The sequence below is a fragment of the Lysobacter yananisis genome, assembly GCF_031199375.1.
Lineage (GTDB): Bacteria > Pseudomonadota > Gammaproteobacteria > Xanthomonadales > Xanthomonadaceae > Lysobacter > Lysobacter yananisis.
In genome coordinates, this window is record NZ_CP133568.1 from 5,697,453 (window position 1) to 5,717,148 (window position 19,696).

General features: G+C 71.1%; 20 protein-coding genes and 2 pseudogenes. 7 read left to right on the forward strand and 15 right to left on the reverse strand.

Features of this window, described 5'->3' with window-relative positions; genetic code table 11:
• Positions 1-48: 48 nt before the first annotated feature.
• The gene (locus RDV84_RS23430; protein ID WP_309151806.1) at positions 49-2,958 is read right to left on the reverse strand and encodes a bifunctional diguanylate cyclase/phosphodiesterase; all 2,910 of its coding nucleotides are present in this window, start codon (positions 2,956-2,958) and stop codon (positions 49-51) included.
• A 231-nt stretch (positions 2,959-3,189) separates the two neighbouring features.
• Between RDV84_RS23430 and RDV84_RS23435 the strand changes: the two genes are divergently transcribed.
• Complete coding sequence (locus RDV84_RS23435) at positions 3,190-3,744, forward strand: RNA polymerase sigma factor (protein WP_057950039.1); 555 nt, start codon at positions 3,190-3,192, stop codon at positions 3,742-3,744.
• Positions 3,741-4,805, forward strand: a complete 1,065-nt coding sequence (locus RDV84_RS23440; RefSeq protein ID WP_309151808.1) for a hypothetical protein — start codon at positions 3,741-3,743, stop codon at positions 4,803-4,805. Before RDV84_RS23435 ends, RDV84_RS23440 begins: the two co-directional genes overlap by 4 nt.
• Here the strand turns inward: RDV84_RS23440 and RDV84_RS23445 are convergent.
• On the reverse strand, positions 4,706-5,233 hold the full coding sequence (locus tag RDV84_RS23445) for a hypothetical protein (RefSeq protein WP_309151809.1): 528 nt from the start codon (positions 5,231-5,233) through the stop codon (positions 4,706-4,708). The two genes, RDV84_RS23440 and RDV84_RS23445, sit on opposite strands and share 100 nt — an antisense overlap.
• Between RDV84_RS23445 and RDV84_RS23450 the strand changes: the two genes are divergently transcribed.
• The 3 genes from RDV84_RS23450 (at position 5,177) to RDV84_RS23460 (ending at position 8,242) form a co-directional block, all read left to right on the forward strand.
• Positions 5,177-5,788 (forward strand): IMPACT family protein, encoded by a 612-nt coding sequence (locus tag RDV84_RS23450; protein WP_123648828.1) that lies wholly within the window; start codon positions 5,177-5,179, stop codon positions 5,786-5,788. The two genes, RDV84_RS23445 and RDV84_RS23450, sit on opposite strands and share 57 nt — an antisense overlap.
• Positions 5,789-5,795: 7 nt before the next feature.
• Positions 5,796-7,592 carry an ABC transporter transmembrane domain-containing protein gene (locus tag RDV84_RS23455; protein ID WP_309151810.1) on the forward strand — a complete coding sequence of 599 codons (1,797 nt, stop codon included), beginning with the start codon at positions 5,796-5,798 and terminating at the stop codon, positions 7,590-7,592.
• A 74-nt stretch (positions 7,593-7,666) separates the two neighbouring features.
• A complete protein-coding gene (locus RDV84_RS23460) occupies positions 7,667-8,242 on the forward strand; it encodes a hypothetical protein (RefSeq protein ID WP_309151811.1) in 576 nt (191 codons plus the stop codon).
• Positions 8,243-8,361: 119 nt separating this feature from the next.
• On the opposite strand, the gene RDV84_RS23465 is transcribed toward RDV84_RS23460, so the two are convergent.
• The 3 genes from RDV84_RS23465 to RDV84_RS23475 form a co-directional block, all read right to left on the reverse strand.
• Positions 8,362-9,582, reverse strand: coding sequence for a S1 family peptidase (locus RDV84_RS23465; protein ID WP_309151812.1), 1,221 nt, complete (start codon positions 9,580-9,582; stop codon positions 8,362-8,364).
• Between the two features lie 405 nt (positions 9,583-9,987).
• Positions 9,988-11,184, reverse strand: a complete 1,197-nt coding sequence (locus RDV84_RS23470) for a S1 family peptidase (RefSeq protein WP_250443555.1) — start codon at positions 11,182-11,184, stop codon at positions 9,988-9,990.
• A 638-nt stretch (positions 11,185-11,822) separates the two neighbouring features.
• Positions 11,823-11,999, reverse strand: a complete 177-nt coding sequence (locus RDV84_RS23475; protein WP_158229844.1) for a hypothetical protein — start codon at positions 11,997-11,999, stop codon at positions 11,823-11,825.
• A 153-nt stretch (positions 12,000-12,152) separates the two neighbouring features.
• Here RDV84_RS23475 and RDV84_RS23480 point away from each other — a divergent pair, with 153 nt between their 5' ends.
• The gene (locus tag RDV84_RS23480; protein WP_057947010.1) at positions 12,153-12,380 is read left to right on the forward strand and encodes a hypothetical protein; all 228 of its coding nucleotides are present in this window, start codon (positions 12,153-12,155) and stop codon (positions 12,378-12,380) included.
• Positions 12,381-12,504: 124 nt separating this feature from the next.
• Here RDV84_RS23480 and RDV84_RS23485 read toward each other — a convergent pair whose 3' ends face one another.
• The 8 genes from RDV84_RS23485 to nagZ form a co-directional block, all read right to left on the reverse strand.
• The gene (locus RDV84_RS23485) at positions 12,505-12,849 is read right to left on the reverse strand and encodes a hypothetical protein (RefSeq protein WP_309151813.1); all 345 of its coding nucleotides are present in this window, start codon (positions 12,847-12,849) and stop codon (positions 12,505-12,507) included.
• Between the two features lie 34 nt (positions 12,850-12,883).
• Positions 12,884-13,372: a YfbM family protein gene (locus RDV84_RS23490; RefSeq protein WP_309151814.1), complete on the reverse strand. Its 489-nt coding sequence runs from the start codon at positions 13,370-13,372 to the stop codon at positions 12,884-12,886.
• 124 nt (positions 13,373-13,496) lie between these two features.
• Positions 13,497-14,036: a L,D-transpeptidase family protein gene (locus RDV84_RS23495; RefSeq protein WP_309151815.1), complete on the reverse strand. Its 540-nt coding sequence runs from the start codon at positions 14,034-14,036 to the stop codon at positions 13,497-13,499.
• Positions 14,033-15,679, reverse strand: a complete 1,647-nt coding sequence (locus RDV84_RS23500; RefSeq protein WP_309151816.1) for an acyl-CoA dehydrogenase family protein — start codon at positions 15,677-15,679, stop codon at positions 14,033-14,035. Before RDV84_RS23500 ends, RDV84_RS23495 begins: the two co-directional genes overlap by 4 nt.
• Positions 15,680-15,982: 303 nt before the next feature.
• On the reverse strand, positions 15,983-16,189 hold the full coding sequence (locus RDV84_RS23505) for a cold-shock protein (protein WP_057947005.1): 207 nt from the start codon (positions 16,187-16,189) through the stop codon (positions 15,983-15,985).
• Positions 16,190-16,376: 187 nt separating this feature from the next.
• Positions 16,377-17,150 (reverse strand): S-methyl-5'-thioinosine phosphorylase, encoded by a 774-nt coding sequence (locus RDV84_RS23510; RefSeq protein ID WP_309151817.1) that lies wholly within the window; start codon positions 17,148-17,150, stop codon positions 16,377-16,379.
• Between the two features lie 91 nt (positions 17,151-17,241).
• Positions 17,242-17,793 carry a hypoxanthine-guanine phosphoribosyltransferase gene (locus RDV84_RS23515; protein ID WP_057947003.1) on the reverse strand — a complete coding sequence of 184 codons (552 nt, stop codon included), beginning with the start codon at positions 17,791-17,793 and terminating at the stop codon, positions 17,242-17,244.
• Positions 17,793-18,788, reverse strand: a complete 996-nt coding sequence (gene nagZ / locus RDV84_RS23520) for a beta-N-acetylhexosaminidase (protein WP_057947002.1) — start codon at positions 18,786-18,788, stop codon at positions 17,793-17,795. Before nagZ ends, RDV84_RS23515 begins: the two co-directional genes overlap by 1 nt.
• 12 nt (positions 18,789-18,800) lie before the next feature.
• Here nagZ and RDV84_RS27075 point away from each other — a divergent pair.
• Positions 18,801-19,040, forward strand: a pseudogene (locus tag RDV84_RS27075) (DUF6053 domain-containing protein); the annotation flags it as partial.
• Here RDV84_RS27075 and RDV84_RS27080 read toward each other — a convergent pair.
• Both RDV84_RS27080 and RDV84_RS23525 read right to left on the reverse strand, forming a co-directional pair.
• A pseudogene (locus tag RDV84_RS27080) lies at positions 18,971-19,138 on the reverse strand (DUF6053 domain-containing protein); the annotation flags it as partial. The pseudogenes RDV84_RS27075 and RDV84_RS27080 overlap by 70 nt on opposite strands.
• Positions 19,105-19,617 (reverse strand): CYTH domain-containing protein, encoded by a 513-nt coding sequence (locus tag RDV84_RS23525; RefSeq protein ID WP_057947001.1) that lies wholly within the window; start codon positions 19,615-19,617, stop codon positions 19,105-19,107. The pseudogene RDV84_RS27080 and the gene RDV84_RS23525, both read right to left, overlap by 34 nt.
• Positions 19,618-19,696: the final 79 nt, after the last annotated feature.

Consider the following 19,696-nt stretch of genomic DNA (forward strand, 5'->3'; position numbering starts at 1 on the left):
ATCGGCTCCGGCGGCGTTTTTTATGGCCGAAGTCCCTGTAGGCACCGACTATTCGCCCACGGCGGGCTGCACGCTACGCATGCGCTCGGCCGGGCGGCCGAACAGATAGCCCTGGCCGAACGCGCAGCCCAGTTCGCGCAGCACCGCGCGCTGCGCCGGCGTCTCCACGCCTTCGCCGATGGTGTGGATGCCCAGGGTGCCGGCCAGGGCCTGGATCGCGCGCACCACCGCCACGCTCTCCGGCCGCGATTCGCCGACCAAGCCCGCGACGAAACTCTGATCGATCTTCAGACATTCGATCGGGAATCGATGCAGGTACGACAACGCGGAAAATCCCGTGCCGAAATCGTCCAACTGCGCCAGCACCCCATGGCTGCGCAAGGTCCGCAGCATCCGCAACGCGCGCGGCACGTCGTCGAGCAAGGCCACCTCGGTGATCTCGATGCGCAGCCGGTGCGGGTCGGCGCCGGCGCGGTCGAGCATGCGCAGCAGGCGGTCGGCGAAGTCGCCGGCGCGGAAGTGCTTGGGCGAGACGTTGACCGAGATATAGCCCTCGCCGCCGCGCGCCAGTTCCTCGATCACCCGGCCGTAGAGGATCCAGTCGGCTTCCTCGATCAGGCCGCTGTCTTCGCCCAGGCCGATGAATTCGCGCGGCAGCAGCAAACCGCGTTTTTCGTGGCGCCAGCGCAGCAGCGCCTCGTGGCCGATCGCGACGCCGTCGTCGAGCCGCACGATCGGCTGGTAGTAGGCGATGAAGGCGTCGGAGTTGATCGCCCGGCGCAGGTCGGCTTCCAGGTCGAGGATGCGCACCGCCTGCTCGCGCATTTCCTCGTCGAACACGGCGAAGCGGCCGCGCCCGGCGCCCTTGGCCCGGTACATCGCCGCATCCGCGTCGCGCAGCAGCTCGATGCCGTTGCGGTAGCGCGGATGCCACAAGGCGATGCCGACGCTGGCCGAGGGAAACACCTCGCGCCCGGCCACCCAGCACGGCTCGCCGAGCGCGCGCAGCACGCGTTGGGCCAGTTCCTCGGCCACGTTGAGGCCGTCGATGTGTTCGACCAGGATCGCGAATTCGTCGCCGCCGAGCCGCGCCACCATGTCCTCGCCGCGCACCGCGCCGACGATGCGGCGGCTGCTTTCCACCAGCAGCTCGTCGCCGGCGGCGTGGCCGACGCTGTCGTTGACCAGCTTGAACCGGTCCAGGTCGAGGAACAGCACCGCGAACGGACGCTGTTCGCGACGCGCGCGGGCGATGGCGTGGTCGAGCCGTTCCAGCAGCTGGCTGCGGTTGGGCAGCTCGGTCAGCGGATCGTGCAGGGCCAGGTGGGTGAGCTTGCGCTCGGCGCTCTCGCGTTCGCCGATCTGCGCGACCAACTCGGCGTTGGTGTGGGCCAGCTCGCGGGTGCGGCTGGCGACGCGCTGTTCGAGTTCGCCGTGCGCGGTCAGCAGCCGGTCCTGGGCCTGCTTGCGCGCCAGGCCGATGCTGATGTGGTGGGCGACGAAGGTCAGCAGCTCCTGGTCGCGGGCGTTGAAGCTGATCGCGCGCGAATAGCTCTGGATCGCGATCACCCCGACCACGGCGTCGTCGCGGTACAGCGGCACGCCCAGCCAGCAGTGCGCGGCCGAACCGTGGCTGCGCACTTCGCCGCGGCTGTTGAGTTCGGCGATGCGGTGGCGGTCGGCCAGCAGCGGACGGCCCTGGCGGATCACGAACTCGGTCAGGCCGCCGGCGAACTGGCGCGCCTCGCGGATCATGTCGCGTTCGTCGATCGAATACGGGAACTGCAGCCGCTCGCCGTCGTCGGACAGCAGCGCGATATAGAAATTGCGCGCGTACAGCAGCTCGCTGACCACGTCGTGGACCTGCGAGTAGAACCGCTCCAGGGTGTCGGAGGTGATGGTCAGTTCGGCGATGCGGAACAGCGCGCGCTGCAGCCGTTCGGCGCGCTGGCGCTCGATGATCTCGGCCTGCAGGTCGCGGTTGCTGAGCTGCAGCGCATAGGTGCGCTCGGCGACCCGCCGTTCGAGTTCCTCGCGCGCGCGATAGCGGTCCAGCGCGGTGAGGATGTGCTGGGCCACGAACGCCAGCAGCGCGCGGTCTTCCTCGCCGTAGCTGTCGGCGCTGTCGTAGTTCTGCACCACCACCGCGCCGCACACCCGTTCCTCGCGCCGCATCGGCACGCCGAGCCAGTCGGCGCTGTCGGGGCCGTGGCGCTCGTCGTGCGGCACGCTCAGCCGTTCGCGCAGCTGCGTCGAACTGCCCTGCAGCGGCTCGCCGTGGCGCAACAGGGCCAGGGTCAGGCTGGTCGGCATGTCCTCGCCGCGGATGACCTGCAGCGGGTTGGCCACGTACGGGTCGTGGCGGTCGGCGAAGTAGAGGAAACGCATCGTGTCGGCGATGTCGTCGTAGAGCACGATGTAGAAATTCTCGGCGTACATCAGCCCGCACACCACGCCGTGGATGCGGCTGAGCAGGTCGCTCATCTCCAGCCCGGAACCGGCCAGGTCGGCGATGCCGAACAGCGCCTGCTGCAGGCGCTCGGACTTCTCCAGCGCCTCGGCGCGGGCGTGCGCGCGCAGCGCCGCCAGTTCGGCCGCGACCAACCCGCGCGCCATCGCCAGCCAGCCGGCGCGCAGCCACGCCGGCAGCGCGCGCGGCATCTGCACCGCCAGGCTGGCGCGGCTGCGGTCTTGCAGCCACCACGCCGCCTCGATCCGGTCGGCGTAGCGTTCGTCGGAAGCGCCGATGGCCGGCGGGTCGCATTCCAGTCGGTCCAGCGCGCTCGCGCGCAGGGCGCCGTCGGCGCCGGGCGTGAAGGATTCGGCCACCTGGCCCTGGGCGGTGCGCCAGCTCACCGCGATCTGCGAACCGGCCGGCAGCGCTTCCAGCAGCGCGGCCGCCAACGCCTGGCCGGGCCAGGCGCCCTCGGCCGCGTCGCTCACCGTTGCCGTTCGCATCGCATCATTCCGCACCCGATCGCCGTGCACCGGACCGCCTGTCCACTACCGCCCGTTTTCGAGCCCCCGAAGGATAACGCGAGCTTTACACCGACGGCAGGCCGCAAACCCCGCCCGGCGTCGTGATCCGTTGTTCCCGTCATGATCCTGGCGCTCCAGCTCCCGCTATACGACCCGGCCGCGGCAAGCAAGCGCTTCCCGTCGGCGCCGTCTGCCCGTAACCTGCCGCCGATGAACACCGCTGCGGACACGAGCGACGACGTGCTGATGCTGGCCTGGGCGGCCGGCGACGCCGGCGCGTTCGAAGTCCTGTACTCACGCCACCGCGGCCCGCTGTACCGCTTCCTGTTGCGCCAGCTGCGCGATTCGGCCCTGGCCGACGAGTTCTTCCAGGACGTGTGGCAGCGGGTGATCGGCGCGCGCCAGGGCTGGAAGCCGGACGCGCAGTTCAATACCTGGCTGTTCCGGATCGCGCACAACCGGCTGAACGACTACTGGCGCGGGCTCAAGCACCGCCCGGCGACGCCGGAGGACGGCGACGAGCGCGCCGCGCGCGTGCCCGATCCGACCACGCCGGAGCGCGAGCTGTCCGAATTCGAGCAGCGCCGCCGCTTGCAGCGCGCGATCGAGGAATTGCCCGAGGAGCAGCGCGAGGTGGTGCTGCTGCGCCTGGAACAAGAGTTGAGCCTGGAAGAAATCGGCGCCATTACGGGGGTGGGTCGGGAAACGGTGAAGTCCAGGCTGCGGTACGCGATGGACAAGCTGCGCGCGAGGTTGACCGAATGAACCGCCGTCCCGACGCTCCCGATCCCTTGTCGCCGGAAGAGCGCGACCTGGCCGAGCGGCTGCTGCGGCTGGGTCCGCACGATGGTCCGTCGGCGGCGCTGGACGCCGCGATCCTCGCCGCGGCGCGTGCCGCCGTGGCGGCTGAACCGGTGCCGGACGCGGCGTCCCAGGCGGCCGCGGCGTTGGCCGCTGCGCCGCTGGCCGCGGCGCCGCAAGCCGCAGCCCCGCAAGCCGCAGCCCCACAGGCTGCCGCGCCCCAGGCCGCACCGGCGCGCCCGACCGCGCCGCAGGCCGGCGCGCCGCGCGCCCGGCCGAACAAGACCCGTTGGCCGGCGTGGATCGGCGTGGCCGCCTCGCTGACCCTGGCCGTCGGCGTGGCGTGGCAGCTGCGCCCGCTCGACAAGGCGCCCTCGGCGCCCAGCGAAGAACAGGCCGCCCCGGCCGTGGCGGCGATGCCGCAGGCCGAGGCCGGCGCCGATGCCGCCGCCGACGCCGCGATCGCCGTGCCCGAGATGCCGGCCGGCGCCGCCGCACAGGCGCCCGCCCTGCCCGGCCTGCCCGCCTCGGCGCCGGCGCAACGCGCTCCGGCGGCCGATGTCCTCGCCGCGCCGCAACCGCCCGAGCCGATGCCGATCGAGGACCTCCCGCCCGCGCCGGTGCTGGCGAAACCCGCCCCCGCCCCGGCACGGGCCGAGTCCCCGCCGGTCGAAGACCGTGCGCTCGAAAGCCGCGCCGCGGCCAGCAAGGCGGTGGAGAACCACGCGGCCGAAAAGCGCGCGGCCGCCGATGCCGCGCCGCCCGCAGCACGCGAACTCGACCGCCGCGCCAAGAGCGAGGCCCCGCGCGCCGCCCAGGCGCAATCGACCCAGGCGATGCCCGCGCCGGCCGATGCTCCGCCGGCCCCGCCACCGCCGCCCGCGCCGGCTCCGGCCATCGCGCCGCCCGCCGCGCAGGGCTACGGCTACAGCGCTCCCGCCGCTGCGGCGCGGCTGGCGCCGCCCGCGCGCGAGGCCAGCCGGCCGCCGAGAGCAAGCGCGCCGCCGGCCAGGTCGAGGGCCTGAGCCGTCGCGAAGCCGAGCGCCCGGTCGCCGCGCCGCCGGCCGAAGCCGCGGCCAACGCGCAGATCGCCGCCGAGGCCCAACGCGCCGCGCCGCCGCAGCAGAACGCCGCCGACGCCACCGTTCTGGAGCGGGTCCAGATCACCGGCTCGCGCATCGGCCCGTCGCAACACGCCAATGCCCTGGCGCCGGAACAATGGCTGGAGCGGATCCGCCAGTACCGCGACGACGGCGAGCTCGATCTCGCCCGCCAGGACCTGCGCGAGTTCCGCCGCGCCCACCCGCGCGCCCGCATTCCCAAGGACCTGCGGTCGCTGCTCGAATGAGCGCGCCTTGATGGGCGCGCCGCTCGCGCGCCGCCGCGGAACGCCGCGATGAGCGCGGCCACGACCCTGGCCGAACGCGCGCGCCACGCGATCGAGGTCAAGCACAGCCGCTTCCTCGCCCTGGCCGCGCCGGTCGCCACGCCCGAGGCGGCGCTGGCGTTCCTGGCCGAAGTCGCCGACCCGGCCGCGACCCACAACTGCTGGGCCTACCGGATCGGCGCCCAATACCGCTTCAACGACGACGGCGAGCCCTCCGGCACCGCCGGCCGGCCGATCCTGGCCGCCATCGACGGCCAGGGCTGCGACCAGGCCGTGGTCGTGGTGACCCGCTGGTACGGCGGCATCAAGCTCGGCGCCGGCGGCCTGGTCCGCGCCTACGGCGGCGCCGCGGCCGAATGCCTGCGGCGCGCGCCGCGTCGCGAGTTGGTGACCTACGCCGAACTGGAACTGGCGTATCCGTTCGCGGACACCGGCGCGGTCCATGCGACACTCAACGCCTTCGGCGCGGACAAGGCCGACGAGCGCTTCGACGCCGCCGGCGCGCGGGTGCGCGTGCGACTGCCGGCCGCGCAGCTGGATGCCTTGAAAGCGCAGTTGCGCGACGCCACCCGTAATCGCGTGCGTCTGTCCGAACCGGACGCGCCACCCTCCCCTGCCTGAAATTCCGATGACCGATGCCAGCGCCGGCCCGAAGGCCGACCCATCCCGCGACACCGCACCGATCGGCAGCCTGCGCATCCTGTGGCCGTTCGTCAGCAAGTACCGCGTCCTGTTCGTCGCCTGGCTGTTCGCCCTGGCCGCCTCCAGCGCCGTCACCCTGACCCTGCCGGTCGCGTTCAAGACCATGATCGACCAAGGCTTCGCCCAGAGCGCGGCCGGCGGCGGCAGCGGCGCGATCGACCGCGCCTTCCTGCTGCTGTTCGCGGTCGCCATCGCCCTCGCCCTGGCCACCGCGGCGCGCTTCTACTTCGTTTCTGTGTTGGGCGAAAAAGTGGTCGCGGACCTGCGCGAGCAGCTCTACCGCCACCTGATCGCGCTCGATGCCGGTTTCCACGACCGCAACCGCAGCGGCGAACTGGTCTCGCGCCTGACCGCCGACGCCGAGCTGCTGCGCAGCGTGGTCGGATCGAGCATGTCGGTGGCGTTGCGCAGCCTGGTCACCTTCGTCGGCAGCCTCGGCATGCTGTTCGTCACCAGCCCGCGCCTGGCCGCCTACGCCCTGGTCGGCATTCCGCTGGCGGTACTGCCGATCGTCGCCGGCGGGCGCCGGCTGCAGCGCATCTCGCGCTCCAGCCAGGACCGCATCGCCGACGCCAACACCCTGGCCAGCGAAACCCTCGGCGCGGTGCGCACGGTCCAGGCGCACGCGCGCGAATCCTACGAACAGGGCCGCTTCAGCGAATCGCTGAAGACCGCGATCAAGACCGCGCGCAAGCGCATCCGCGCCCAGGCCTGGGTCACCGCCATCGCCATCACCCTGGTGTTCGGCGCGATCACCCTGGTGCTGTGGTCGGGCGCGCACGACGTCGTCGCCGGCCGCCTCACCGGCGGCACCCTGGCCCAGTTCGTGCTCTACGCCTTGATCGGCGGCGGCTCGGTCGGCGCGCTGGCCGAGGTCTGGAACGACCTGCAGCGCGCCGCCGGCGGCATGGGCCGGATCGGCGAACTGCTGTCGGAACGCAGCGCGGTGGTCGCGCCGGCGCAGCCGCGGCCGCTGCCGCAGCCGGTGCGCGGCGAGATCGTGTTCGACCAGGTCGGTTTCCATTACCCGCAGCGCCCCGACCTGCCGGCGCTGCAGGACTTCACGCTGCGGGTGAACCCCGGCGAGACCGTGGCCCTGGTCGGCCCGTCCGGCGCCGGCAAGAGCACGGTGTTCTCGATCCTGCTGCGCTTCCACGACCCGCAGCACGGCGCGGTGCGCGTCGACGGCGTCGACGTGCGCGAGGCCGACCTCGGCCAGCTGCGCGGCGCGATCGCCCTGGTGCCGCAGCAGGCAACCATCTTCGCCACCACCGCGCGCGAGAACATCCGCTACGGCCGCCTCGACGCCAGCGACGCCGAACTCGACGAAGCGGTGCGCGCGGCCCACGCCACCGACTTCATCCAAGACTTGCCGCAGGGCCTGGCGACCGAACTCGGCGAGCGCGGCGCGCGCCTGTCCGGCGGCCAGCAACAGCGCATCGCGATCGCCCGCGCCCTGCTCAAGGACGCGCCGATCCTGCTGCTGGACGAAGCCACCAGCGCGCTCGACGCGCAGAGCGAGCGCGCCGTGCAACAGGCGCTGGAAGCGCTGATGCAGGGCCGCACCACCCTGGTCATCGCCCATCGCCTGGCGACCGTGCTCAAGGCCGACCGGATCGTGGTCATGGATCGCGGCCGCATCGTCGCCGAGGGCACCCACGAGGCGCTGCTGGCGCAGGGCGGCCTGTACGCGGAACTGGCCAAGCTGCAGTTCCTGGATTGAACCGCGCCGCTCGGGCGCAGCCGAACGAACGCAGCGGCCGGCGCTCGGCCGCACCGCCTCTAATGGAACCAAACATGCATCGGATCGCGAGCTTCGCGTTTTCTCTCGCCCTGGCGTTCGCCGCGACGCCGTCGCTGGCCGCGCGCGCGCCGGCGGCCGCCGCGCAAGCCGCGGTGGAAACCGTCGGCGTCTACAGCAACGTGCGCGTGAGCGGCGGCGAGGACCCGCATGCCGAAGGCTACGACGTCGAGCTCTACCGCGAGAACGGCGTCGTGTTCGGCCTGTTCTATTCCTCCCAGGGCATGGTCGGCGACACCCCGCGCGGGCGCCTGCAGGACGTGCGCTACGACGCCGCCAGCGGCAAGCTGTCGTTCCGCGCCAAGCTCACGATCGGCCAGGAGTTCAGCAAGGATTCCGGCCCCGACGGCCGCCCCAGCCGCGACCTGTTCGAGTTCGACGGCACCCTGGGCGCGAAGACCCTCAGCGGCGCCCTGCTCCATCGCAGCGGCTATGCCCCAAGCGAGGCCGGCGAGCGGCAGATGGTGACGCTCAAGCGCGATGCGCAGCGCAGCCGCGACGCGGGCGAGCTGGCTCCGGCCAGCCGCGCGCAATGGCTGGCCGAGCCGGTGCCGAACGGGCCGCAGTGGTAACGCCCCGCGGCGCGTCCGCGTTCGCCGTCCGCTCGCCGTAAACGCCCTGCGCGCGCCCGGGCGCGCCGGCGCCGGCGACATCCCGCAAGGCGCGGGACGCCGCCGGCGGCATCGCCCGATCAGTGGGTGACCAGGGTGACGCCGTACTTGCTGAGGATCGGCTTCAGTGGCTGGAACCAGGTCACCCGCGAAGACGCCGCGACCGAGCAATTGTCGGGAGCGCCCAACGGTATCTGGCCGCCGGACGTCACGCCCTGAGCCTGGCCGTCGGCGGTGATCCACGAGCCGCCCGAATCGCCGCCGCCGGTGCAGACGTTGGATTCGGTCAGGCCGCGGACGGTGCCCTCGCGGTAGTTCACGGTGACGTTCTTCGAGCGGATGGTGCCGCACTTGTAGAACGTGGTGCGGCCGGAGCGGCACAACGCCGCGCCGATCGGCGCCTCGACGCTGCCCTTCACCGAAACGAAGCCGCCGCTGTAGTTGCTGACCCGGCCGGACAAGGTGTGGTTGGCGTTGATCGTGACCCAGGCCATGTCGGTGCCGGGGAAATCCGAGTTGGCGAAGGTGCCCAGCGGGATCAGGCTGGCGCGGTTGCCGACGTTCACGTTCTTGCCGACGGTGCCGCAGTGGCCGGCGGTGACGAAACCGCGGACCGAGCCCTTGGTCGCCGGGAAGCCGACCGAGCACACGCCGAACTGGCTGCCGACCGGCCAGCTGTATTCGATGCCGCCGACGACTTCGGCGGTGAGCTGCGGCGAACCTTCGCCGGTCTCGAAGCGCACCGCGCCGGCATCGGCGCCGCTGAGCGCGACGAGCTCCACGCCTTCGCCGATGGCGCCGGGCGCGACGGTCACCACGACCGCGTTGCTGACCGGATCGACGCGCCAGGACTGCACGCCCGCGAACGGCCTACTGATGCCCGGCACGCGCGCGTTCGACTGCGCATCCAGGGCCGCGAACGATCGCTCCAGCTGAAGCAGGCTGTGGCGCACGTTGCGCACTTCCACCCCGGCAAGGCTGCGCGCCGCCTTGCCGGTGCCCGAGGTCGCGACCACGAAACCGAAGCTGCCGTCGGCCTTGCGCTCGATCCAGCTGCCGGCGAAGGTCGAACCCAACGCGCGCTGCGCCGCGGCGCCTTGCTGCAGCGACAGACGCTGGGTCGCCAGGTACTGCGGCAAGCGCTCGGCGGAAACGCCGAGATCGCGCTGCATCGCCTGCTGCAGGCGCGGGTCGATCGGCTCGGCGGCGACGGCCTGGACGGACGCGAATGCGGCGGTCGAGGCCAGCGCCAGCAACAGCGAGCGGCCCACGGGGCGACGAACGGATTGCGAAACGGTCATGCGGGAACTCCTTGGACAGGACGGGGATGGACCGGCGCGCCGGTCCGCGGCCTCCGATGCAGCCGTCGATGACGCCGGCTCAGATCGAGCGCGACGCGGCTGCGCGGGGCCGTTTCCAGATAGAAGCAAGCGCCGCGGCCGCACAAGCCGATCCGGCGCGATGGCTGCGCGCTCGCGCCGCATGCAGTCACAGAACGCGCAAGATTCGGACGAATCCTAGAACGCCAGCCGCATCGCGCATCGACGTTCGCGCGACTACGCGTCGCCGGCGCACGAAACGCAACGCGCGTTTCGCCACGCGCACGCGCGCGCAAACGCGGCTCACAAAAAAACGCCCCGCACACGGCGGGGCGTTCGCATCGACGGCGCTGCAGGCGCGGCGCCGCGGATGGCTCGGCGAGCGGATCAGCCCGTGACCAGGGTCAGGCCGTACTGGCTCAGGATCGGCGTCAGGCGCTCGAACAGGCTGCTGCGCTGCGAGGCCGGAATGCCGCAGTTGTTGCCGTTGGACTGGACGTTGCCGCCCGACATCACGCCCTGCGCCTGGCCGGCGCTGGTGATCCACGAGCCGCCGGAATCGCCGCGGCCCATGCAGGCGTTGGCGTTGGTCAGGCCGCGCACCGCGCCTTCGGCGTAGTTGGCGGTGACGTTCTTGGCGGTGATGGTGCCGCACTGGTAGCCGGTGGTGCGGCCCGAACGGCACACCGCCGCGCCGACCGCGGCTTCGCTGCTGCCGCGCACGGTGATGTAGCCGCCGCTGTAGTTGCTCACGCGCGGCAGCAGGGTCTGCGCGCTGGTCAGGCTGACCCAGGCGCGGTCGTTGCCCGGGAACACGCGCGCGGCGAAGGTGCCGACCTGGGCGCCGCCGATGCGCGCGACCGCATTGACCGTGCCGCAATGGCCGGCGGTGACGAAGCCCTTGGTCGCGCCGCGGGTCACCGAGAAACCGACCGAGCACAGCGAGGCGTTGTTGATCGAGTATTCGATGCCGCCGATGATGTTGGCCGTGGTCTGCAGCTTGCCGGGCGAACGCTCGATCCGCACCTGCGCGCTGTCGGCGCCGCTGAGCGCGACGAAATCGACGCCGGCGTCGGTCGCGCCTTCGTCGACCTTGACCACGATCGAATTGGTCTGCGCGTCGACGTACCAGCTCTGCACGCCGTCGAGCGGCTTGCTGATGCCCTTCACCCGCGCGTTGGCGCCGGCGTCGAGCTGATCCATCGAGGCCTGCAGCTGCTTGAGGCTGTAGCGCACGTTGCGCACTTCCACCCCGCCCAGCGTGGTCGACTTGCGCGCGCCCGAGGTCGCGGCGACGACCTTGAAGCTGCCGTCTTGATTGCGCTCGATCCAGCTGCCGGCGAACTGCGCGCCGAACTCGCGCTCGATCGCCGCGGCCTGGGTGCGGGCGAGTTTTTCGGTCTGCAGGTACTGCGGCAGCTGCGCCGGGAAGATGCCCAGATCGCGCTGCATGGCGAATTTCAGCTCGGGGCTGACCTGCTCGGACGCCAGCGCGGCGCCGGAAGACATCGCAGCCAGCGCGGCGGCGACGCAGAAGACGGAAGCGCGCGCGATCCGGCGCGAACGGTGGTTCGATACGTACATGCGAGGAACTCCTGAGGGAATCTGACATGGATCGAAGATGAAGCCTGGCGGCTTCGCGACGCCGTTGCGCAAACGGCGGCCCGTGATCGGCGAAGGCGCGCGCCATCCCTTGGCGTTCGATTCGCGAGGCTGTGTCAGCTAAAAAGAACTGCGCCGCGCGTGCAAGATGCGCGCGCAAGGCCGGGTCACACGCACAGTTCGAGGCGTGTCACAAGATCGCGCATTCGGTAGCGCATTGCGGAAGATGAGCGAGTCGTTCATCGAATCGCGCGAGTTCGCATCGATCGAGTAGACGCGCGTAAATTCGGCACGAATCGCGTGCGCTCGCGTGTTGCGATGCAACGCATCGGCGCGAGTGTGTTTGTTCGTGCATGTGCGCTATGGGCCACGAAAGCGCTGCGTTCGCGCGCGCGGTCGATGGAGTTTGCTTGGGTTGCAGCTCAAGGCGAGCGGAAACGGAAGCGTCGGGGCTGAAGCCCCTCCCACAAGAGCCGAGTCCTTCCACAAAAGCCAAGCCCTCTCACAAAAGCCAAACCCTTCCGCCAAAGCGAAGTTCCTTCTACGGAAGCATCGCCAACTTCGGGTCCGCTTTTGTGGGAGGGGCTTCAGCCCCGACGCTTTTCGCCCGAACCGAAGCGCTACGACGAATGCCGGCTCTGCGCCCAGATCCACGCCGCCAACGCGCACAGCGCGAATACGCCGACGCCGCGGCCGAGCCAGAACAGGGCGAAGGAAAAGTCCGAACCGTGCGCCGGCGGCGGCACCGCCGCGAGGGCCAGCAAGGCCAGGGCTTGGGATTTACGTGAACCACGCATGGCGCACCTCCCGCGACGGCACGATGCCGTCTCACCCGACCTTACACCCAATCGCGCGAAGCTGAAGGTCTGGTCCGGCTACGCGCGACCGGCGGTATCGTCGGCGCGCGAGAAAACACGTCGACAGGCGTATTCAGGCGAATCGATCACGCGATGAAACCTTATCGGAACCTGAGCGGGCGCTCCGGCGTGCGCGCCTATCAACTCGGCCTCGACGCGATCTCGGTGGAGTTCGCCGACGGCTCGGTCTATCTCTACACCCGCGCCAGCGCCGGCTCGGCCGCCATCGCGCACATGCAGGCCCTGGCCGAGGCCGGGCGCGGACTGGCCACCTACATCAATCGACACGTACGCGAGCGCTACGCCGAGCGATTGCGCTGACGCGCCGGGCGGCCGCGCCCATCGCCGCAGCGCGATACGCAGCGGGCCATTCGGCATGCGCACCTCGTCGATCGCAGCACCGGCATTCGCCGCCGGCCCTGCGCGGCATGCGACGCGCAAGCGCTCAGTACAGCGCGCTGATCGCGCCGGCCAGCAGCAACAGCAACCAGAGCGCGATGCCGACCGCGGCGACCTCCAAGGTGCGCGCTATCGATCGTGGCGGCGGCAGGCGGCGCCAGGCGCGCCAGCTGCACAGCATCGCCGCCAGCGACAACACCGCCGCGAACAGCACGCTGGACAGCATCGCCGCCAGGTACGGCAAGCCGCAAACGTAGCCATGGTGCGTGTGCATCGCTGCGTCCAGTTCGCGCTTCTGCAGCAGGTAGGCGGCGACCGGCAGCGCCAGCGACGCCGCGGCGGCCAGCCACGAGGCGATGCGCCATCGGCGCGTGGCCGCGTCCGCCTTCATCGCCGGTTCCCGCGCATGCCGTCTTTCGCCCGGCTCAACCGATGGTCGCGAACACGTCGTCGCCGCGCGCCGCGGCGGCCGCGTAGAAGCCGCTGAGCTGCGCGTAGTAATCCAGCACGTACTGCTTGGCGTCCTCGCCGTCGCGCAGCCAGATCACGTCGGGATAGATCTGCGCGTCGGCCAGCGCCTGCGCGTCGAAGCGCTCGGCGAATTCGGCCGGCGGCAGCGCGGCCAGCGCCTGCGCGATTTCGCGCACCTGCTCGGCCGGCAGGTGGCGCCAGCTGGCGTCGTCGTCCTCGTTCACCGGCGTGCCGCCGAGGATCGCCCAGGCCCACGGCGCTTCGCCGGTCCAGGCCGAGCCGGTCAGGACGAAATGGATCGCATGCCAGGCCTTGTCGAGATAGGCGTCCTGCGCGGCCTGATCGTCGCGCTCGTACAAGGCTTCCTCGATCTGCCGCGACTGTTCCAGCAGCGCGGCGGCGCGCGCGGGATCCATGGCGGTGGCGCTCCAGGTCATGCCCATACCCAACGGCTCCAGTGTCGGACGATCGCGCCAGTGTGCACCGCGCGCATCTCAATCGTCGATACGAATCGGTGCGCGCGGTGCGACGCGCAAGCCCGGACCGCGGTCCGGGCTTGCGACGCGCTCAGGGATCGATGCGGATCGGCGTGCCGGTCGGGACCCGGCTCCAGATGTCTTCGATCTCGCGATCGGTCACCGCGATGCAACCGTCGGTCCAGTCGCGCCGATAGCCCGGCGGCGTACCGCCGTGGATCATGATGTCGCCGCCCGGATCGACGCCGCGCGCCTGCGCCTGCTTGCGGTCGGCCGCATTCGGATACGACACCCGCAACGACAGATGGAAGCGGCTGTTCTGGTTGCGCCCGCTGATGCGGTACTCGCCCTCGGGCGTGCGCTCGTCGCCCTGTTGGCGCTTGTGCCCGGTCGGCGCGTCGCCGAGCAGGATCGCGTAGCTCTTGAGCACCTTGCCGCCGCGCAGCAACTGCATGCGCCGAGCCGACTTGTCGACCACGATGAAGTCGGCCTGCTCGGCCTTGGCCGCCATCGCCGGCGGCGTGCGCGCCGACGCCGGCGCGGCCCAGGCCAGCGCGACGGCCAGCAGCGCGGCCGCTGCCATCGCGGGCATCGCGCCGATCGCGCGGTTCGAACGCAGGGACGCGCTCATGCCGGCACTCCGCGCTGGGCGATGGCGACGAAATCCAGTTCGTCGGGCAAGGTGCCGAAGCCCAGGCCGTGGCCGCCGCCGAGGCGGCTGCGGCAGAACGCGGCCGCGACCGGGCTGCCGGCGCGCAGCAGCAGCGCGCCCTGCAGCGCCAGCGCCAAGCGTTCGACCCAGCTGCGCATCTGCGCTTCCGGCAGCGGCGTGCGGCCCGACAAGGCGTCGGCGAGCGGATCGATCCGCGCATCGAGCCAATCGTCGCGGCCGCGCGCGGCGTCGAGTTCGGCCAGCAGCGCCTGCCCGGCCTCGGGCTCGCGCGCCAGCGCGCGCAGCACGTCCAGGCACTGGATGTTGCCGCTGCCTTCCCAGATCGAATTCAGCGGCGCCTGCCGGTACAGGCGCGGCAGCAGCGATTCCTCGACGTAGCCCGCGCCGCCCAGGCATTCCTGCGCCTCGTTGACGAACGCCGGCGCGCGCTTGCAGATCCAGTACTTGCCGATCGCGGTGGCGATGCGCGCCAACGCGGCCTCGCGCGGATCGCGCGGCGCGCGGTCGATCGCGCCGGCCACCCGGATCGTCAGCGCGGTGGCGGCTTCGGATTCCAGCGCGAGGTCGGCCAGCACGTTGCGCATCAGCGCGTGCTCGGCCAGCGGCTTGCCGAACGCGCGGCGGTGGCGGGTGTGGTGCAGGGCCTGGCTCAGCGCCATGCGCATCTCGCCGGCCGAGCCGAGCATGCAGTCCAGCCGGGTCAACATCACCATCTCGATGATGGTCGCCACGCCGCGGCCTTCCTCGCCCACGCGCTGCGCCCAGGCGTTTTGGAACTCCACCTCCGACGAGGCGTTGGACCAGTCGCCGAGCTTGTCCTTGAGCCGCATCAGCCGCAGCGCGTTCTTGCCGCCGTGCGGATGCCAACGCGGCAGCAGGAAGCAGGTCAGGCCGGCGGGCGCCTGGCCCAGGACCAGGAAGCCGTCGGACATCGGCGCGGAAAAGAACCATTTGTGGCCGACCAGTTCGTACTCGTCGTTGCCGATCGCGGTGGCGACGGTCTGGTTCGCGCGCACGTCCGAGCCGCCCTGCTTCTCGGTCATGCCCATGCCGAGGGTCAGCCCGGGCTTGTCGGCGGCGGCGACGTCGCGGCCGTCGTAATGCGGCGCGGCGGCCTTGCGCATCCACTCGCCCAGCGCCGGCGCGTGGCGCAGCACCGGCGCGCTGGCGTGGGTCATGGTCAGCGGGCAGCTGGTGCCGGGTTCGGATTGATGGTGCAGGTAGCTCAGCGCCGCGCGCGCGACGTGCGCGCCGGGCGCCGGCTCGTGCCAGGACAGGCCGGCGACGCCGTGTTCGATCGCCGCGCCCATGATCGCGTGATAGTTGGGATGGAACTCGACCGTGTCGATGCGATGGCCGAAGGCGTCGTGGCTGCGCAAGCGCGGCTTGTCGCGGTGCGCGTCGACGCTCAGCGCCAGCAATCCGTCGCCGGCGAAGGCGCCGTAGCGTTGCAGGCGCGCGGTGAAGGCGCCGCCGCCCTCGCGCTCGACCGCTTCGCGCAGGGCCGCGTCGTCGGCCCACAGGTCGCGCGGCGCGAACGGCGGCGGCTGGTTGGCGACCGCGTGGGTGGCGAACGGCGGCAGTTCGGCGGACGTGTCCATGAGTTGCGTTGCTCCTGCGGGTTCTTCGCGATTCTAGATCCAGGCGGTTCTAGACCCAGGCGGTTCTAGACCCAGTCGATTCTAGACCCCGGCGATTAGAGCGGCGCTTCCATACCGGCTTCACAGCGCGATCGGGCCGGACAGCGTCGGGCCCGGTGGCCCTGCCACAACAGCCCCGCAAAAGAAAAGGCCCCGCCGAAGCGAGGCCTTGGAAACTGTCCGACGAACCTGTCCGAAACGAACCTGTCCATGTGGAACGGTAAGGCGATACGCCGAAGCCCGCGCGACGGGCAATACGATCGATCAGGCCTGCGGGGTGACTTCCGAAGCCTGCGCGCCCTTCGGGCCCTGGGTCAGCTGGTAGCTGACGCGCTGGCCTTCCTGCAGGCTGCGGAAGCCCTTGGCGTTGATCGCGGAGAAATGCACGAATACATCCGCGCTGCCATCTTCGGGAGAAATGAAACCGAAGCCCTTGGCGTCGTTGAACCACTTCACGGTGCCGTACTGCATATCCTTATTGACCTCATGCTGGATGCGTTGACGTGCGTCGCCGCCGCGTGGCGTTTGACGCACCGGCGAGTATGCAAACTGTGCCATTGGATGACAACGGCTCAGCGTGACGGCATCGAACACGTGAAATGAGGGAATTTCCGGTCACCTCGCGCATGCGCGATCGCATTTATGCGACCGCGATCACTCAGGGCGCGTCCAACAGCGCCTGCAGCAGCGCCGGCAAGCCCGAGGATGCCGCGGCGACGTTGTCGAGCACATCCTGCAGGGTGATCACTTCGTCCGGATCGGGACCGGCGCCGGCCGCCCAGTTGGCGACGATCGCCAGGCAGGCGTAGTCCAGCCCCAGCTCGCGCGCGAGGCCGGCTTCGGGCATGCCGGTCATGCCGACCAGGTCGCAGCCGTCGCGGCGCATGCGCGCGATCTCGGCGCGGGTTTCCAGGCGCGGGCCCTGGGTCGCGCCGTAGCAGCCGCCGTCGACCAGCGCCACGCCGGCGCGCTGCGCCGCCGCCAGCACCGCGGCGCGCAGCGCGCGGGTGTAGGGCTCGCCGAAATCCACGTGCAGCACTTCGGTGCCCCCGCTTCCTTCGGAAGCGACCTCGCAGATCGTCGAGATGCGGCCCCAGGTGTAGTCGATCAGCTGATCCGGGCAGCCGAGCACGCGCGGGCCGAACCGCTCGGTGATGCCGCCGACCGTATTGAGCGCGAGCACGCGCGTCGCGCCCAGCGCCTGCAACGCGGCGAGGTTGGCGCGGTAGTTGATCTGGTGCGGCGGCAGCGAATGGCCTTCGCCGTGGCGCGCGAGAAAGGCGACGCGGCGCTCGCCGAGGCGGCCGATGCGGACCGGGCCCGACGGCGCGCCGTAGCGCGTCACCGGCAGATGCGATTCGACGTCCTGCAGTTCGGCGATGCGGTACAGGCCGGTGCCGCCGATCACGGCGAGGTCGATGGGTTGGGTCATGGGATGCGGATCCGGATCGATGCGGGGAAGGCCGCGCGCGCCGGGCGCGCGCGAGCCGTGTGACGGGTTGCCGCGAACGCGGCTGAAGCGTTCAGCGCAGCGCGTAGATCGCCGGCAGGTTGCGGCCCTGCTCGTGGAAGTCCATGCCGTAGCCGAACACGTAGCGGTCGGGCACTTCGACGCCGACGTAATCGGCGCACAGGCCTTCGACGCAGCGGTCGTGGGCCTTCACCGCCAGCGCGGCGATGCGCACCTCGGCCGCGCCCTGCTCCAGGCACCAGGCGCGGATCGCGTGCAGGGTGTGGCCTTCGTCGACGATGTCGTCGGCCAGCAGCACCCGGCGCCCGCGCAGCGGCGTGGCCGGGCGGTGCTTCCACACCAGGTCGGCGCCGGTGGTGGCGCCGCGGTAGCGGGTCGCGTGCAGGTAGTCGAATTCCAGGTCCAGGCCGCGTTGGCCCAGTTCCATCGCCAGTTGCGCGGCGAACGGCAGGCCGCCGTGCATGACGGTCAGGTAGACCGGGCGCGCGCCGGCGTAGTCGTTGCGGATGCGCACGGCCATGCGCGCGATCTCGCGCTCCAGGCTGCGGCGGTCGAAGATCAGGTCGGCGTTTTCCAACGCGGCGGCCAGGTCGTGGTTGCTCATCAAGCCAGTCCTTCCAAACGGGTGCGGGTGTCGGCGTAGCGGGCGTCGGCGATCAGCCCGTCCCAGCCCATCGCGCCGCGGCCGATCAGGCCCACCAGCGCGGCGGTGTTGAGCGGGCGGCCGGCGACCGCCTGCAGCGACTCTTCTACCAACTGCGGATGACAGACCAGCACCACGTCGCAACCGGCGTCCAGGTGCGCGTCGATGCGCGCGCGCACGCCGCCGGCGGAGAACGCCGCGGCCATGCCGATGTCGTCGCTGAAGACCACGCCGCGGAAGCCCATCTCCTTGCGCAGGATGTCCTCGATCCACAGCCGCGAATAGCCGGCCGGTTCCGGCGCGACCGCCGGATACGACACGTGCGCCATCATCACCGCGTCGGCCTTGGCCTCGATGCCGGCGACGAACGGGATCAGGTCGGTCTTGCGCAGGTCCTCGAGGCTGCGCGGGTCGGCGGCCTGGTCGAAGTGGGTGTCGGCCAGGACCGAACCGTGGCCGGGGAAATGCTTCAGCGTCGCGGCCATGCCGCGCGCGTGCATGCCGCGGATGTAGGCGCGGGTGAACTCGGCCACGACCTGCGGATCGGCGTCGAAGGCGCGGTTGCCGATGGCGAGGTTGCCGCGGCCCAGGTCGACCACCGGGGCGAAGCTGAGGTCGACGCCGCTGGCCTGGACTTCGCCCGCCATCAGCTGGGCGTGCTCCTCGGCCAGCTTGAGCGCGGCCTCGCGGTCCTGGGCGTAGAGCTTGCCGAGCGATTGCAACGGCGGAAGCGCGCTGTAGCCCTCGCGGAAGCGCTGCACGCGGCCGCCTTCCTGGTCCACGCAGACCAGTTGCGGACGCGGCGCGGCTTCGCGGATCGCCTGCGAGAGCTCGGCGACCTGGGCCCTGGAGGCGAAATTGCGGGCGAACAGGATCACGCCGGCGCACGCTTCGTGTTGCAGCCAGTCGCGTTCCTGTTCGTTGAGTTCGGTACCGGCGACGCCGATCACGAGCATGCGGAGACTCCTGTGAGGAGGATTGCGGCGCGGTCGGCGCCGTGGGCATTGTCGCGCAGATGCGGCGGCGGGGCATCCCGGGGCGGCCGGCGGCGGAAAGGGCCTCGCGCCCGGCGTTCATGGGAAGCGCTTGAGTCGGGATGCTCCGATGGGAGAGGCGCCCGTCTGGGCGCTCTTGTGGGAGGGACTTCAGTCCCGACGCTTTCGTGCCAGCTCGGGGCGATCGGAGCCGAAAGCGTCGGGACTGAAGTCCCTCCCACGAGGGTCCCTGCCCCACGAGTCGGGCGGCCCACGAAAGCCAGCAGCCCGGTCTGGATCAGCCCTCGCCGTCGCGTTCGGCCTGGCTCCACTGCGAGAACGGCCGGGTCGCCAGCGCCAGGTTGTAGTAACGCGCCGACTCGGTCACCTCGCGCCCGGCCCAGACGGGCTTGTCGAACGCCGCATCGGCGCTCGGCAGCTCGACCTCGGCCACCACCAGCCCGGCGTTGTCGCCGAGGAACTCGTCGACTTCCCACACAAACCCGGCGTGTTCGACGTAGTGGCGGCGCTTGTCGACCAGCCCGCCCACGCACAGCGCCAGCAGGTCGCGCGCGTCGCGCTCCGGGATCGGGTAATCGAATTCCTGGCGGGTGTGGCCGAGTTCGCGCGACTTGAGGTTGAGGAAGGCGTCCTCGCCGGCGATGCGCACGCGCACCGAGGCCTTCATCGCGCCGGTGTCCATCGCCGCCAGATCGTTGAGATAGCCCTGCGCCATCGGCACCACCTTGTGCGCGGCGGCGCGCCAGGCGTCGGAAGTGACCAAAAACTTGCGTTCGATTTCGATGCCCACGGGAATGTCCTCAAGTAAAAACCACGCCGAACCCATCGTCCGCGCGCAGCCGCCGCAACCATCGCCGGCGGAATCCACC